Source organism: Pseudomonas sp. 2957, from assembly GCF_031456345.1.
Lineage (GTDB): Bacteria > Pseudomonadota > Gammaproteobacteria > Pseudomonadales > Pseudomonadaceae > Aquipseudomonas > Aquipseudomonas siliginis.
Genome location: NZ_JAVDUL010000001.1, coordinates 789,618 through 804,228 on the forward strand (window position 1 = coordinate 789,618; position 14,611 = coordinate 804,228).

Sequence of the window (14,611 nt, forward strand, 5' to 3'; positions counted from 1 at the left end):
TTTGGCTCAATGCGAGCCGGGCGCGGTCATTCGTTGAGTTTGGCGAGGATCTTGTAGACCACCGTGGCGAGGATCATCAGCATACCGATCCACATGGCGAACACCCCGGCGTTCTTGTCGCGGAAGTTGAAGCCGATGGCCAGCAGGATCATTCCGCTGAGGATGGGAATGAGCATGGCGTGGAAGGAGGACATCGAGATCATGAAGACTGCCTTGTCTGTGGGGGATGTTTGCAGTCTAGGCGGGTTTTCGAGGCGGGGTGTGATGTGGCTCAGGAATGCATCAGGCCGGGAGGATTCTGCTGTCTGCACAGGCGATTTCGCGAGCAGGCTCGCTCCCACAGGTGAATGGCATTCCATTGTGGGAGCGAGCCTGCTCGCGAAGCTTGTCAGCCGTTACGGCAATTCACGGCTGGCATAGAACGCACTGAGCACTTTGACCAGATGCGCCAGGTCATGGCTGCCGCACAGCTCGCGAATCGAATGCATGGCGAAGGTCGGCAGGCCGATGTCGACGGTGCGCACGCCCAGATGGCTGGCGGTGATCGGGCCGATGGTCGAGCCGCAGCCCATGTCGCTGCGCACCACGAAGCTTTGCACCGGGACTTCTTCGGCCATGCACAGGTGGCGGAAGAAACCGGCGGTTTCGCTGTTGGTGGCGTAGCGCTGGTTGCTGTTGACCTTGATCACCGGGCCGGCGTTGAGTTTCGGGCCGTGGTTGGCGTCGTGCTTGTCTGCGTAGTTGGGATGCACGCCGTGGGCGTTATCGGCCGACACGAGCAGGGATTTCTGAATGGTGCGGACGAACTCGTCACCTTCCGGCAGCAGGCGGCGCAGGGTCTGTTCGAGCATCGGGCCGTCGGCACCGCATGCCGAGCACGAGCCGACTTCTTCGTGGTCATTACAGACCAGCACGCAGGTTTCGTCGGTCTCGGCGGTGAGCAACGCTTGCAGGCCGGCGTAGCACGACAGCAGGTTATCCAGACGCGCACCGGCAATGAAATCGCCGTTCAGGCCGATCACCGCAGCGCTTTGCGTGTCGTAAAAACTCAGCTCGTAATCCAGCACTACATCGGCGTTCAAACCGTGTTCGCGGGCCAGTTGGTCGGTGAGCACGGCGCGGAAATCGACGCGCTCGTCACCGGCGAATTGCGCCAGGATCGGCGGTAGTTCGGTCTGCGCGTTGATCGCCCAGCCCTGGTTGGCTTCACGGTTGAGGTGAATGGCCAGGTTGGGAATGATCGCGATGGGTGCCTTGAAGTCGATCAACTGACTCTCGACCTTGCCGTCACGGCGGAAGGTCACGCGGCCGGCCAGCGACAGATCGCGGTCGAACCACGGCGCCAGCAGCGCGCCGCCGTAGACTTCGACGCCCAGTTGCCAGAAGCCCTGACGTTGCAGTTCCGGTTGCGGCTTGACCCGCAGACACGGGCTGTCGGTGTGAGCGCCGACCAGACGGATACCGTCGTGCAGTGGCGAGTTGCGGCCCATTTTGATCGCGACGATCGAGGAGTCGTTACGGGTGACGTAATAGCGGCCGTTGGCCTCGGTGGACCATGGCTCGCGCTCGTCGAGGCGTACATAACCGGCGGCCTCCAGACGCTGAACGAGGCTGGCGGTGGCGTGGAACGGGGTAGGGGAGGCCTTGAGAAAGTCGATCAGGCCCTGGTTCAACTCTGCGCGCATAAGAAACTCCAGACAGCAATCGGCGGCAGTTTAACGCATCACTCAGCGCCATTGGGCAAGTGGTTTGCGCAAGCACGCTCAGGAGTGCTGATCGATGCGCTTGCGCAGGTAGGCAATGATGGCTTGTTGATCATCCTTTCTGGCGGGTTTCGGCAGGTGCTTCGGCCAGCCCTTGCCGCTGCCGAAGAAGGCCTTTTGCGTGACGCTGTCCCAACGCAGGATTTCCCGCGACGCCGATTCCCACCATTCGTGACGGCAGATCTCGTAATACGGATGGGCAGGTGCAGCACTGCCGAACAGCAACGCCCGGCCGACTTTCTTCATGCCGCCGCGCTTTTTGCGCAGCTTCCACTTGATGCGCAGGCGCTCCCAGGTTGAGGGAACGGGTTTGCTGCGCGGAACCTCGTTGCACAGCGCTGGCAGTTCGAGGTGGAAGGCCTCGCCATAGCGGGCGAAAAAATGTTTCTGCATGGCGTGGAAGAAGTTCTTGTCGGCGAAGTAGTGATAGATGAATTTCTTCGCTTCCTGGATCGGCTGGTCGCGCATGGCAAAAGACAGTGCAATCTGTTCGATCGTATGGATGTCGAACGAACCCTGCGTCCACTCATCGATCAGCCGGATCGATTTCTCCAGCAGCGCTGCATCGCCATCGGTGACGCCGCACAAGCCGCTGTTGTAGAGCTTGAAGCTGTTCGTCGACGAGATGCCGTGGACTTGCAGGCAGCGCGCGAGTTTTTCGTAGTCCGCCCGGTTACAGACGTAACTCCAGTCATATTCGAAGCGGTCCATCACGTAACGGCCGGGCGTGATCATGCTGAACAACCGGTGCGGCGAATCGAGAAACAGCGTGTCGGTGTCGACGAACAGGGTTTTTTCGGCGAGTGTCAGGCCCAGCGCAATGGCGCACGCTTTGCGGCGGTGGTGGTAGCCGTTCTCGCCCTGCCACTGGATCAGGGTCTGCTCGCTCAAAGGGACGGTCTCGACCGGCCAGCCGGCATAGTCCTGCGGACGATCGGTCAGCACTCGGATGCACAACGATTCATCTGGCTGCAGCTGTGCAAGGGCGGTGAGGATGCTGAATTTAGCCTCGCGCCGATAAACGTCTTTGTCGCCATAGATCAGGTAGAGCAGCTGGTGCGGTACTTTTTCCAGGGGGGGGAAGGCTTCGCGCATAAGCGGCTCCATACGGCGGGGGGCGCGAGTTTACCGTATTGCTCCGCTGATTTGCAGGCCGGGCACTTGCTTCAAAGTGTTGCCAGGGAGGGCGTCAACCGGTGATCAATCTGCCAGAGAGGAAGACTTCACGGCGTTGCTTGCGACCGACGTATTCATGTTTGCTCAACTGATAGACAGCCTCGAACCTGTCTCTCGATAAGCCAGGCAGTGCACTGAGGTATTGATCTACCAGGCGATCGTAGGCGGCTTCGGTGATGAATTTGTAGATATCCCGACGATAGAAGAAGCCGAGTTGAAAACCGAGTGTTTCACTTGCGTGCGCGGTCGGGCCTGCGAAGCAGTTTTCAAAGTCGATGGCTTTGAGTGGCCTTTGCGTTTGCTCGGGCACCATGATGTTGCCCACCCAGAAATCCATGTGGGTGATGTTCTTGCTGGCGAGCGAGCTGAGCAGTTGAAACGCGTCGAGGATAAAGGCTTCGATGTTTTCGGGATTGCGTCTGATGCACTCGGCCCCATCCATATGGCCTTCGAGCAGGTGAGTCAGCAGGAAGAACTCCTCGGTCAGGCCGAGTCTGCTGCGGGTATAGCCATAGCCCTTCAGTGGAGGCATCTCCACGCCCCGGCGCTGAGCTTCGAGGGAATTCATCAGCTCTTCGAGAGGCCAGTCGAAGCGCCCGTTGCGTTGCGGTTTGTTCAGGCTCACCCGCACCTTTGCCTTGAACGTGTCCAATGGCTGGACCTTGGCAAATAGTGGTGTTTCACAGGACGATAACGGTGCGCTGGCCCGGGTCAGTTTGTGCGCGCGGCGTTTTTTAATGAGCTGCTCCAGGGCCTGGCGTGCCTGGATGCTGGGTGCTTCGCTCAAGTGCAGGGTCGTGTTACCGAATGCGTAGATGATCGGGTATTCGGATTGAAGTGTTTTGCTGCAGAACACGGGAAAGGCCTCCTGCCTGATATCGAAGTGCCATGATTTTATATTTGATTACAATTTTATGACAGTTCTTTACGTCAATCTATTGCCGGTGGATTTTTGGCAGGACAAAAAAAGCCCTTCACCAGGAAGGGCTTCCAAAGTATTCACGCAATTCAGAACGGAGCCGGGCACTCGAAGCGCAGGCGCTCGCCGGTCTGCGGATGAGTGAAGCTGAGCATGCTCGCGTGCAGGCACAGACGCGGCCAGGCCGCCAGCGCTTGCTCGTGGGCGTAGAGTCCGTCACCGAGCAACGGATGGCCGATCGACAACATGTGCACGCGCAATTGATGCGAGCGGCCGGTAATCGGTGTCAGTTCGACACGGCACCAGTCGCCGCAACGTTCCAGCACCTTCCAGAAGGTCAGCGCGTGTTTGCCGAATTCGTGATCGACCACGTGTCGCGGCTTGGTCGGTGGGTCGTAGCGCAGGGGCAGATCGATGCTGCCGCTGTCCAGCTCAGGCTGACCCCAGGCCAAAGCGGTGTAGGCTTTTTCGGTTTCGCGGTCGTGAAACTGCCGCGACAGTTCGCGATGAGTGTCGGCGTCACGGGCCAGCAGGATGATGCCGGAGGTTTCCCAGTCCAGGCGATGAACGATGCGCGCTTCCGGGTAGCCGTTTTCCTGCAAGCGGGTAATCAGGCAGTCCTTGTTGTCGTCAGCGCGACCGGGCACCGAGAGCAGCAGGGTCGGTTTGTCGACCACCAGTACGGCGGCGTCCTCATGGATGATGCGGATGTTGGACAGCGGCATTAAAACAGCCTCGTAACAAATGCCAACGGCGGCTCGGGACTGCTGATAACTCTGTAGGAGCTGCCGAAGGCTGCGATCTTTTGACTTTGAAGATCAAAAGATCGCAGCCTTCGGCAGCTCCTACACGAGCATCAACAGCCCGAGCCGCCGTAGCGACTGCCAAATCGACTCAGCGATCGGGCAGGGTGATGTTGAGTTCCAGAATCGAGCAACTGCCCTGGCTTTCCAGTGCAACATGTACGTCGTCGTTGCCGATGTTGACGTACTTGCGGATCACGTCGACCAGTTCCTTCTGCAAGGCTGGCAGGTAATCCGGCGTGCTGCGCTGGCCGCGCTCATGCGCCACGATGATCTGTAGACGCTCTTTCGCTACCGAGGCGGTACTTGGCTTTTTGTTGGCACGAAAGAAGTCAAAAAGGTTCATTACCTACCTCCAAACAGGCGCTCGAAGAATCCCTTCTTCTCGACATCGAGGAATCGGTGGGCTTTTTCTTTGCCCAGCAGGCGGTCGACGGTATCGCTGTAAGCCTGACCGGCATCGCTCTGGTCGTCGAGAATCACTGGCACGCCCTGGTTGGAAGCCTTGAGTACCGCCTGGGATTCCGGGATGACGCCGAGCAGGGTCACCGAGAGGATCTCCTTGACGTCTTCAACGCCAAGCATCTCGCCCTTCTCGACACGCTCCGGGTGGTAGCGGGTGATCAGCAGGTGTTCCTTGATCGGCTCTTCGCCACGTTCGGCGCGGCGCGATTTGCTCGCCAGCAGGCCGAGCATGCGGTCCGAGTCACGTACCGAGGACACTTCCGGGTTGGTCACGACGATCGCTTCATCGGCGAAATACATGGCCAGGTGCGCACCTTTCTCGATGCCCGCCGGGGAGTCGCAGACGACGAACTCGAATTGTTCCTTGAGCTCCATCAGGACTTTTTCCACGCCTTCGACGGTCAGCGCGTCTTTGTCGCGGGTCTGGCTGGCCGCCAGTACGTAGAGGTTTTCCAGGCGCTTGTCTTTGATCAGTGCCTGTTGCAGGTTGGCTTCGCCGTTTACCACGTTGACGAAGTCATACACCACGCGGCGCTCGCAACCCATGATCAGGTCGAGGTTACGCAAGCCCACGTCGAAGTCGACGATCACTGTTTTGTGGCCGCGCAGAGCGAGACCGGTACCGATAGCGGCGCTGGTGGTGGTCTTACCCACACCACCCTTGCCGGATGTAACCACGAGAATCTTGGCCAAGGTGTTTCACCCCTAAGGAAGAAGGACTGTTCAGCCCCTGAAAAACATCTCTTGAAAACTACTGCAGTCGGACAGCCTTGGCTGGAATTTGGCTTTGGGCCTTTTTCCTACTTCGTTTGAGCCGTTTTCGCTACGTTTTAGAGATGCTTGGAAAATGCGGCAGTATCCGTTAAAGCCGAATGATGTTCAACACGTCGCCTGACAGGCTGACCTGGACGCCCGAGCCCCACATCGGATCGCGACGCAAATCCTCGGAGACCTTGTAATGACCGGCGATGGAGATCAGTTCAGCGCTCAATTGCTGACAGAAAATCCGTGCCTTGGTGTCACCTTTGACGCCGGCCAGCGCACGGCCGCGCATCGGGCCGTATACATGGATGTTGCCATCGGCGAGAAGTTCCGCCCCCGGACTGACCGAAGAGACCACGACCAGATCGCCACCCTGGGCATATATCTGCTGGCCACCACGTACTGGCGTGGTGATTACGCGGGTCGGTTTGACGCTCGGCTCAGGCGGCTTTTCCGGCTTCTTTTTGACTTCGGCTTCCGGCGTCTCCAGCGGGCGCTCGCGGGCGCCGGAGGGCGGTAGCACGGGGATGTCGATGGCGATGGCGGCGGCGATGTCTTCGATGCGGCTGGCGCGAATGGCCAGGGTACGCAGACCGTGCTGACGGCAGACGCGCATCAGCCCCGGCAGATCAACCGCGCCTTGGTTCGGCGGCAGTTTGTCCAGCGCCAGGACCAGCGGTGCATTGCTGAAAAAATTCGGCGCCTGGGCGACTTTGGCGGCCAATTGCCGATCGAGGCTTTCGAGGTCGTTACGGGCCAGTTCCAGCACAGTGATGGCCAGCATGCTGCCCTTGAGCTGGAATACGGGATCTTGGTCTAACGGGTCGGTTTGGCTCATGTCGGCATACAACGGCTTGTCACTAAAAGTGCCGAGACTTATAACGAGAACGCCCGCGAGCCGCAAGCCGGGTCGAACGATGTAGAATGCGCGGCCACTGTATTTACGGAAGCTTTAATGGATCGCCCGCGTTTTCGAAAAGCATATCTTGCTCCGCGCTTCTGGCCGCTCTGGTGCGGTCTGGGGCTTTTGTGGCTGATCGTGCAGTTGCCGTATCCGGCGCTGCTGACCATCGGTCGAGTTTTGGGCGCGTTGATGTATCGCGTCGCCAGCGACCGGCGAACCATCGCCCGGCGCAATCTGGAATTGTGCTTCCCGGAAAAATCCGCCGCCGAGCGCAAACGCCTGCTCAAGGAAAACTTCGCCTCCACCGGCATCGCCTTTTTTGAAATGGCGATGAGCTGGTGGTGGTCGCGCGAACGTCTGGCGAAACTGGCCCACGTCGAAGGCCTTGAACATCTGCAGAAGGCCCAGCGCGAAGGCAAAGGCGTGATTCTCATGGCCGCGCATTTCACCACACTGGAAATCGGTGCGGCGCTGCTCGGCCAGCAGCACACCATCGACGGCATGTACCGCGAACACAAAAACCCCTTGTTCGACTTCGTCCAGCGCCGTGGCCGCGAGCGGCACAATCTCGATTCGCTGGCGGTGGAGCGCGATGACGTGCGCGGCATGCTCAAACTGCTGCGCTCGGGACGGGCGATCTGGTATGCGCCGGATCAGGATTACGGCGCCAAGCAGAGCATCTTCGTGCCGCTGTTCGGCATTCAGGCCGCCACCGTCACTGCGACGACCAAGTTTGCACGGCTGGGCAAAGCGCTGGTGGTGCCGTTCACTCAGGAACGTCTGGCCGACGGCAGTGGTTATCGTCTGGTGATTCATCCGCCGCTGGAAGATTTCCCCGGCGAGAGCGAGGAGGCCGATTGCATCCGCATCAATCAGTGGGTCGAGAGTGCTTTGCGTGCCTGCCCCGAGCAGTATCTGTGGGCGCATCGGCGCTTCAAGAGTCGCCCACCGGGCGAGCCGAAGCTTTATCCCAAGCGTCGTTGATTCACCCGTACTGACAAGCACTGTGGAGTGTTGCGATGAGTCCTGCTGAACCGGTCACAGGTTTGATTCTTTCCGGCGGCGGGGCTCGGGCGGCTTATCAGGTCGGGGTGCTGGCGGCGATTGCCGAGTTGCTGCCGGTCGGTGCGGACAATCCGTTTCCGGTGATCGTCGGCACCTCGGCCGGGGCGATCAATGCGGTCAGCCTGGCCAGTGGTGCCATGGATTTTCGCGCTGCCATCGAACGCCTGACCCAGTTCTGGCAGGGCTTTCGCAGCCACCGCGTGTTGCGCAGCGACTGGCCCGGGGTCATCCATCAGGCCAGCCGTTTTGTCAGCCACAGCCTGCTCGGCCTCGGTCGGCAGATGCCGGTGGCACTGCTCAACAGTTCGCCGCTGCGCGAGCTGCTCGAGGAAAAACTGCACCTGCCCGGCATCGCCGAATCCATCGCGCGCAAGCAATTGCACGCGGTAGCGGTGACCGCGTTCGGCTACGAATCGGGGCAAGCGGTGACGTTCTATCAGGGCGGCGGCACCATCGACGCCTGGCTGCGGCACCGCCGTATTGGCGTGCCGACGCAATTGTCGGTCGATCACCTGTTGGCCAGTTCGGCGATTCCGCTGTTGTTCGCGCCAGTGAAAATCGGCGAGGAATATTTCGGTGACGGCGCAGTGCGCCAGTCGGCGCCGATCAGCCCGGCGCTGCATCTGGGGGCCAGTCGCGTGCTGGTGGTGGGCGTCAGCGGCAACCCGCGCGGCGTCGATCCGCAGCAGCCGCTGGAGCGCGCCTACAGCGGCCAGCAACCGACTCTGGCGCAGATTGGCGGGCACATGCTCAACAGCACGTTCATCGACAGTCTGGAGAGCGATATCGAGTTGCTGCAGCGTCTGAATCAGTTCAGTCATTTGCTCCCGGCCGGCACACCCACTCGCGCGCTGGGTGTGGCGCCCGTGGAAGTGCTGGTGATTGCGCCGAGTCAGCCGATCGACGAAATCGCCGCGCGGCATCGCCAGGAGTTACCGGCGGCGTTGCGCCTGTTTCTGCGCGGGCCGGGGGCGACGAAGACGAGCGGGGCGGGGGTGCTCAGTTATCTGCTGTTCGAGGCGGGGTATTGCAGCGAGTTGATCGAGTTGGGACGGCGGGATGCGTTGGCCAAGCGCGAGGAGCTGTGCCGGTTTTTGCGGATATCTGAAGCGGTGGCTCCTGCCTGAAATCTGCGGTGAGGCCTTCGCGAGCAGGCTCGCTCCCACATTGGAACTCGGTCTGAATGTGGGAGCGAGCCTGCTCGCGAAGCTTTCAGGGTCAGAAGTGGAACTTGACCAGGAAGCTTGTGGTGCTCTGATCGGTCTTGAAGTACTGGCTGTCCTTGATCCCGTACTTGTCCGACCAGTAGTCGTACTCGACACCGACATACAACTGCTTCTCGCCGAAATTCAGCGCCTTGCCCAGGTCGTATTTGACCTGCGGGTTGAAGTGCAGGTTGGCGTGGTAGTCGCCCTTGGAATTGGAGTCGTTGTCGACCACCCAGTCCATGAAACCGTCGATGAGGATGTTCGATTTGCCCACCGGGATGGTGTAGGACCACACCGGGGTGATCTGCCAGACATTGTCACCGGCGCGTGCGCCCTGGGTGTGACGCTGGTAGAAGTTCAGCTGGAAGTAATCGAAGCCTGGAATCGCCAGGTCGAAGCCCGGACCGATCAGGTACGACTCGGTATCGCCTTCACCGAACTCGTAGGTCATGGCCAGCAGCACGTCAGTCACCGGACCAAAGGCCAGTTTCTGATCGAAGATCTTGCCGAACGACAGGCGCGGGCTGAGCTCGCCGTAGTAGGTGTTGGAGCCGACGCCGCCATCATCCTTGCCGTTGTAGAAGATCTTGTCGATGAACAGGAAGTTGTCCCCATACTTCCAGGCATCGGCGTGCTCGAAGGTCACGGTCTGCTGAATGCGCGGGTTGACCTGGAAGTCCTTGCCATACAGGTAGGTCAGGCTGTTGTTCTGCCACTGCAGCAGGCCTTCGGCCATCGCCTGGCCGCCGGCGAACATCGATCCGGCCAGCATCAGGCTGGTGCACATACGTTTCATTCGGTTGCTCCCAAAGTAGGTGTTCCACGTTATTTTTTTAAGATCGGCGCTCTGATGTGGCGCCTTTTTTCGTACCGCAAATTTCATCCGATCGGTCAGCTTTGAATGCTGGTAGCAAAAGCTGCGCCAAGGCTTTTGAAAAACCAAAAAACGCCCGTTCGGCTGCTGAAAAACAGTCGACGAGCGTGTTTTCGGGATGCCTCAGGACTGACCGCAGCCGGGATAAGTTGGCTTTTCGGTCAGAAATTGAATTCAGGCTTTTTTTTAGAGCGAATTCGGAAGGCCGCGGAGAATACTGACTCCTCGGCCAACGCTCAAGTGCCCCGCAACAGAGCACCGACAGCAGGCATGGCGCACGGTTGCGAGCCATCTCAGAAGTGCACCTTCAGCAGCAGGCTGGCGGTGTTCTGGTTGGTATCGAACGCGTGGCTGTTTTCGATGCCGTATTTGTTCTTCCAGTAGCTGTACTCGGTGCCGACGTACAGCTGTTTCTGGCTCCAGCCCATGGCTTTGCCGAGGTCGTATTTGATCTGCGGATTGATGTGCAGGTTGGCGTGGTAGGTGCCGCGCGAGTTTTCGTCGTTGTCGACGACCCAGTCGAGGTAGCCGTCGATCAGCACATCGGAATTGCCCAGCGCAAAGCTGTAGGACCACGCGGGGGTGATCTGCCAGACACCATCGCCGGGCCGCGGGCCTTCGGTCTGGCGACGGAAAATGTTCAGGGTGACGTAGTTGAAGCCGGGCACTTTCAGATCGAAGCCGGGACCGATCAGATAGGCCTCGGTTTCGCCTTCGCCGTACTCGTAGGTCATCGCCAACAGCACATCCTTGATCGGGCCGAACTCGATCTTGCGGTCGAGGATCTTGCCGAAGGACAGACGCGGGGTGAACTCGCCGTAGAAGGTATGCGGCCCTTTGTTCGGGTCTTCCTTGCCGTTGTAGAAGATCTTGTCGACGAACAGAAAGTTGTCGCCGTACTTCCACTTGTCGGCGTGCTCGAAGGTGACCGTCTGCTGATACGAGGGGTTGATCGCGAAATTCTTGCCGTACAGATAGCTGAGGCTGTTGCTCTGCCACAGCAGCAGATCGCCGGCCATGGCCTGACTCGCGGCCAGCAGGCCGCCACTCAACAGAACGTTGCTTTGCGTGCGGATCATCTGTTGCTCCCTGTTGTTTTTATTGTTTGAGGCACAAGCAGTTGCGTAGTCCCTGTGGGAGCGAGCCTGCTCGCGAAGCGGTTGTGTCAGTCGCCATCAATGTTGAATGACACAGCGCTTTCGCGAGCAGGCTCGCTCCCACAGGTGGTGTGGTGGTTTCAATCAGTGAGCATGGCAATCGTTGATCGCCGCACGCTCCTTGCCGCCGAGGATGTTGAACAGCAGGTTCAGCGTCAGCGCGCTGAGGGTGGCCATGGCGATGCCGCTGTGGGTGATCGGGCTCATCCACATGGGCAAGTGGGCGAAGAATTCCGGACGTACCACCGGGATCAGGCCCATGCCGATGCTTACCGCGACCAGCAACTGATTGCGGCGGTCACCGATGTCGGCCTCTTGCAGGATTTTGATGCCAGTCGCGGCGACCATGCCGAACATCGCAATCGCCGCACCGCCCAGCACTGCCGGTGGAATCGATGCCACCAGAAATGCCGCTTTCGGCAACAGGCTGAGGACGATCAGCAGGCCGCCGGCAACGATGGTCACCGAACGGCAGCGCACACCGGTCATCTGCACCAGGCCGATGTTCTGCGCGAACGAGGAGTGGGTGAAGGTGTTGAAGAAACCGGCGAAGAACGACGCGCCGGCATCGCACAACAAGCCACGACGGAGCATGCGCGGGCAGACTTCCTGGCCGGTGATTTTGCCCAGCGCGAGGAACATCCCGGTGGACTCGACGAAGATGATCACCACCACCAGACACATCGACAGAATCGGTGCCAGCTCGAATTTCGGCATGCCGAAATGCAGCGGGGTGACGAACTGAATCCACGGTGCGCTGGCCATGCCGCTGAGGTCGACCATGCCGATCACGCCGCACAGTACATAGCCCAGGCACATGCCGATCAGCACGGAAATGTTGACCCAGAATCCGCGCATGAAACGATGAACCAGAAGAATCGTCGCCAGCACCAGCGCAGCGATGGCCAGATAAATCGGCGAACCGAATTGCGCGGCGTCGACACCGCCACCGGCCCAGTTCACGGCCACAGGGAACAACGATAAACCGATCGAGGTGATGACCGTGCCGGTCACCAGTGGCGGGAAGAAACGCACGACCTTGGACATGAACGGCGCGATCAGCATGCCGAAGAAACCGGCAGCTATCGTCGCACCGAAGATCCCTTGCAGACCGATGCCGGGCATGCCGGCCATGGCCACCATGCTGCCGACCGCAGCGAAACTGGCGCCCATCATCACCGGCATGCGAATGCCCATCGGGCCGATGCCGAGCGACTGCACGATGGTGGCGATGCCGGCGACCAGCAGGTCGGCGTTGATCAGGAAGGCGATTTCTTCACGACTCAGGCCAGCGGCCTGTCCGATGATCAGCGGCACCGCGATGGCACCGCCGTACATCAGCAGAACATGTTGCAGACCGACCAGGATCAGTTGCAAAAGGGGCAAACGCTGAATGGCGGGTGCGTCGGGGATGCGCGCTTTGGACAGCTCGGACATGCAACACCTCGGATCTTTTTTATTCTTGTGATTAACAGCTGCCGGGTTGCTTGCAGCTGTTTCTTTGCATCAGGGGGACCGCGTTGCGGCGGCTATTCGCGAGCAGGCTCGCTCCCACAGGATCTCTGTAGGCGTGAGCCTGCTCGCGATGCTTTTAACGATTAATTGGTTTGCGCTCCCTGGGCAATCCAGGCACCGATCAGGTCACGTTCCTGCTGGGTCATCTGGGTGATATTGCCCAGTGGCATGATCTGCGTGGTGATGGCTTGCGCCTGAATGCGCGCGGCGTTCTGGCGGATCTGCTCGGGGGTGTCGAACATCACACCGGCCGGGGCTGCGCTGAACAACGGGCTGGTCGGCTTGGACGAATGGCACACCGTGCAACGCTCTTGAATCACGTTGTGCACCTTGTCGAAACCGGGGCCGGCATTGGAGGCTTGCGCGGGTGCCGCCGCAGGGGCTGCGGGTGCCGCAGGTTGCGCCGCTTCGGCCGGTTTCGCGCCACCGCCCAGTGCCGTTTCCGGCAGCGGTTGGTACTCGATTTTCGCCGGTGCCTTGGCCACTTCAGGTGCGCTCGACATCGGCGCCGGGCCAGTGACGTAGGCCAGGCAGATCATGCCCACCGCTGCCACCGGCAGGGTCCAGGCAAACTTGTGGCTGTCGTGACGGGTGTTGAAGTAGTGACGCACCAACACCGCCAACACTGCGATCCCGGCGAGGATCAACCAGTTGTACTGGCTGCCGTAAGTGCTCGGGAAGTGGTTGCTGATCATGATGAACAGCACCGGCAGGGTGAAGTAGTTGTTGTGTCGCGAACGCAGCAGGCCCTTGGCCGGCAGGGCCGGATCAGGCGTGCGGTTCTCGGCGATCGCCGCGACCAGTGCCCGTTGCGCCGGCATGATGATGCGGAACACGTTACCGACCATGATGGTGCCGATGATCGCGCCAACGTGCAGGTACGCACCACGACCGCTGAACACTTTGCTGAAGCCATAGGCGGCGGCAATGATCAGCACGAACAGGATGAAACCGAGCAGGGCAGGGCGTTTGCCCAGCGCCGAGTCGCAAAGGAAGGAGTAGACGAACCAGCCGACGAACAGAGAGCCAATGCCCAGTGCCACGCCTTCAGGGCCGGTCAGACTGCTGCCCGGTGCCAGCAGGTACAGCGTCGGGTTGGAGTAGAACACCACGCACAGCAGCGCGATCCCCGACATCCAGGTGAAGTAGGCTTCCCACTTGAACCAGTGCAGGTTGTCCGGCATGGACGGTGGGGCCAGTTTGTATTTTTCCAGGTGGTAGATGCCGCCGCCGTGGATCGCCCACAGATCACCGGCCAGACCGGTTTTCGGGTTGACGCGGTTGAGGTTGTTCTCCAGCCAGACGAAGTAGAACGACGCGCCGATCCAGGCCACGCCAGTGATCATGTGAACCCAGCGCACGCTCAGGTTCAGCCATTCCAACAGATGTGCTTCCACAGTCTTTACCTCTCGCCTGTCACTCTTGTTGTCGAGTGATCAGACCTTCTCTTATTGGTGGGGGGCGAGGATCAACCGCTCATCCTCTTTGAAAAAATGCTCATCGCAGTTATTGCCTGTGCCACTGCGATCAACCACCAGGAAGTCATCCCGCTTTTCGATCGTCAGCACCGGGTGGTGCCAGACGCCGCGATGGTAATTGATGCCCTGCCTGCCGTTGGTGACGAAGGCGCGGACCAAGCCTGATACAGGTTCATCGCCAACTGGCGCGACCACGATCAGAAAGGGGTTGCCGAGCAGCGGAATGAAAGCCTGGCTGCCCAGCGGATGGCGTTCCAGCATGCAAACGGTCAGCGGCATGTCCTGCGCGTCGGCGCGGAAAATGCTGATGATCGCGTTGTCCTCAGGCGTAGCGGTTTCGACCGTCGCCAGTTTGTGGAAGCGCATGGTCGAACCGTTGTTGATCATGAAGTGATCGCTGCCGTCGGTTTCGATCACGTCACCGAAAGGGGCGAAGGCTTCTTTGGTCAGCGGTTCAATCGTCAGTGTGCGCATGCTGTTCTTCTTATCCGAATTCTGTGTTGACTGTTTTGATGCCTTCGC

At 59.8% G+C, this 14,611-nt stretch carries 15 protein-coding genes; 2 read left to right on the forward strand and 13 right to left on the reverse strand.

Translation table 11 applies throughout. The annotated features are described in order from the left end of the window. Nucleotides 1–26: 26 nt before the first annotated feature. The 8 genes from J2Y39_RS03635 to minC form a co-directional block, all read right to left on the reverse strand. Nucleotides 27–203, reverse strand: a complete 177-nt coding sequence (locus J2Y39_RS03635) for a hypothetical protein (protein WP_016773747.1) — start codon at nt 201–203, stop codon at nt 27–29. A 192-nt stretch (nt 204–395) separates the two neighbouring features. Beyond that, the gene (locus J2Y39_RS03640) at nt 396–1,685 is read right to left on the reverse strand and encodes a M18 family aminopeptidase (RefSeq protein ID WP_016773748.1); all 1,290 of its coding nucleotides are present in this window, start codon (nt 1,683–1,685) and stop codon (nt 396–398) included. A gap of 78 nt (nt 1,686–1,763) precedes the next feature. Further along, on the reverse strand, nt 1,764–2,858 hold the full coding sequence (locus J2Y39_RS03645) for a hypothetical protein (protein WP_056784013.1): 1,095 nt from the start codon (nt 2,856–2,858) through the stop codon (nt 1,764–1,766). 94 nt (nt 2,859–2,952) lie between these two features. Next, nucleotides 2,953–3,795, reverse strand: a complete 843-nt coding sequence (locus J2Y39_RS03650; RefSeq protein WP_056784015.1) for a hypothetical protein — start codon at nt 3,793–3,795, stop codon at nt 2,953–2,955. Nucleotides 3,796–3,947: 152 nt separating this feature from the next. Then, entirely contained in the window at nt 3,948–4,583 is a 636-nt protein-coding gene (locus tag J2Y39_RS03655) for an RluA family pseudouridine synthase (RefSeq protein ID WP_024012204.1), read from the reverse strand. A 169-nt stretch (nt 4,584–4,752) separates the two neighbouring features. After that, nucleotides 4,753–5,007: a cell division topological specificity factor MinE gene (minE, locus tag J2Y39_RS03660; RefSeq protein ID WP_003223146.1), complete on the reverse strand. Its 255-nt coding sequence runs from the start codon at nt 5,005–5,007 to the stop codon at nt 4,753–4,755. Next, nucleotides 5,007–5,819, reverse strand: coding sequence for a septum site-determining protein MinD (minD, locus tag J2Y39_RS03665; RefSeq protein ID WP_056784017.1), 813 nt, complete (start codon nt 5,817–5,819; stop codon nt 5,007–5,009). Before minD ends, minE begins: the two co-directional genes overlap by 1 nt. Before the next feature lie 169 nt (nt 5,820–5,988). After that, complete coding sequence (gene minC / locus J2Y39_RS03670) at nt 5,989–6,726, reverse strand: septum site-determining protein MinC (RefSeq protein ID WP_024012205.1); 738 nt, start codon at nt 6,724–6,726, stop codon at nt 5,989–5,991. 117 nt (nt 6,727–6,843) lie between these two features. Here minC and J2Y39_RS03675 point away from each other — a divergent pair, with 117 nt between their 5' ends. Together J2Y39_RS03675 and J2Y39_RS03680 are read left to right on the forward strand one after the other, a co-directional pair. Beyond that, a complete protein-coding gene (locus J2Y39_RS03675) occupies nt 6,844–7,776 on the forward strand; it encodes a lipid A biosynthesis lauroyl acyltransferase (protein ID WP_041479319.1) in 933 nt (310 codons plus the stop codon). Nucleotides 7,777–7,811: 35 nt separating this feature from the next. Continuing rightward, entirely contained in the window at nt 7,812–8,984 is a 1,173-nt protein-coding gene (locus J2Y39_RS03680; protein ID WP_041479321.1) for a patatin-like phospholipase family protein, read from the forward strand. A gap of 91 nt (nt 8,985–9,075) precedes the next feature. Here J2Y39_RS03680 and J2Y39_RS03685 read toward each other — a convergent pair whose 3' ends face one another. From J2Y39_RS03685 to J2Y39_RS03705, 5 genes are all read right to left on the reverse strand, one after another. Continuing rightward, entirely contained in the window at nt 9,076–9,861 is a 786-nt protein-coding gene (locus J2Y39_RS03685) for an outer membrane protein OmpK (protein WP_056784020.1), read from the reverse strand. Nucleotides 9,862–10,232: 371 nt separating this feature from the next. Then, complete coding sequence (locus J2Y39_RS03690; protein ID WP_252869054.1) at nt 10,233–11,018, reverse strand: outer membrane protein OmpK; 786 nt, start codon at nt 11,016–11,018, stop codon at nt 10,233–10,235. A gap of 162 nt (nt 11,019–11,180) precedes the next feature. Beyond that, on the reverse strand, nt 11,181–12,533 hold the full coding sequence (locus tag J2Y39_RS03695) for a nucleobase:cation symporter-2 family protein (RefSeq protein WP_042608508.1): 1,353 nt from the start codon (nt 12,531–12,533) through the stop codon (nt 11,181–11,183). Between the two features lie 161 nt (nt 12,534–12,694). Beyond that, entirely contained in the window at nt 12,695–14,008 is a 1,314-nt protein-coding gene (locus tag J2Y39_RS03700) for a urate hydroxylase PuuD (RefSeq protein ID WP_056784023.1), read from the reverse strand. 51 nt (nt 14,009–14,059) lie between these two features. Beyond that, on the reverse strand, nt 14,060–14,563 hold the full coding sequence (locus J2Y39_RS03705) for an ureidoglycolate lyase (RefSeq protein ID WP_016773758.1): 504 nt from the start codon (nt 14,561–14,563) through the stop codon (nt 14,060–14,062). Nucleotides 14,564–14,611 lie beyond the last annotated feature (48 nt).

Bases quoted from the DNA above. Each gene is read 5' to 3' on its own strand.
- J2Y39_RS03635 (WP_016773747.1), bottom strand. From the start codon at position 203: ATGATCTCGATGTCCTCCTTCCACGCCATGCTCATTCCCATCCTCAGC.
- J2Y39_RS03640 (WP_016773748.1), bottom strand. From the start codon at position 1,685: ATGCGCGCAGAGTTGAACCAGGGCCTGATCGACTTTCTCAAGGCCTCC.
- J2Y39_RS03645 (WP_056784013.1), bottom strand. From the start codon at position 2,858: ATGCGCGAAGCCTTCCCCCCCCTGGAAAAAGTACCGCACCAGCTGCTC.
- J2Y39_RS03655 (WP_024012204.1), bottom strand. From the start codon at position 4,583: ATGCCGCTGTCCAACATCCGCATCATCCATGAGGACGCCGCCGTACTG.
- minE (WP_003223146.1), bottom strand. From the start codon at position 5,007: ATGAACCTTTTTGACTTCTTTCGTGCCAACAAAAAGCCAAGTACCGCC.
- minC (WP_024012205.1), bottom strand. From the start codon at position 6,726: ATGAGCCAAACCGACCCGTTAGACCAAGATCCCGTATTCCAGCTCAAG.
- J2Y39_RS03675 (WP_041479319.1), top strand. From the start codon at position 6,844: ATGGATCGCCCGCGTTTTCGAAAAGCATATCTTGCTCCGCGCTTCTGG.
- J2Y39_RS03680 (WP_041479321.1), top strand. From the start codon at position 7,812: ATGAGTCCTGCTGAACCGGTCACAGGTTTGATTCTTTCCGGCGGCGGG.
- J2Y39_RS03685 (WP_056784020.1), bottom strand. From the start codon at position 9,861: ATGAAACGTATGTGCACCAGCCTGATGCTGGCCGGATCGATGTTCGCC.
- J2Y39_RS03690 (WP_252869054.1), bottom strand. From the start codon at position 11,018: ATGATCCGCACGCAAAGCAACGTTCTGTTGAGTGGCGGCCTGCTGGCC.
- J2Y39_RS03695 (WP_042608508.1), bottom strand. From the start codon at position 12,533: ATGTCCGAGCTGTCCAAAGCGCGCATCCCCGACGCACCCGCCATTCAG.
- J2Y39_RS03705 (WP_016773758.1), bottom strand. From the start codon at position 14,563: ATGCGCACACTGACGATTGAACCGCTGACCAAAGAAGCCTTCGCCCCT.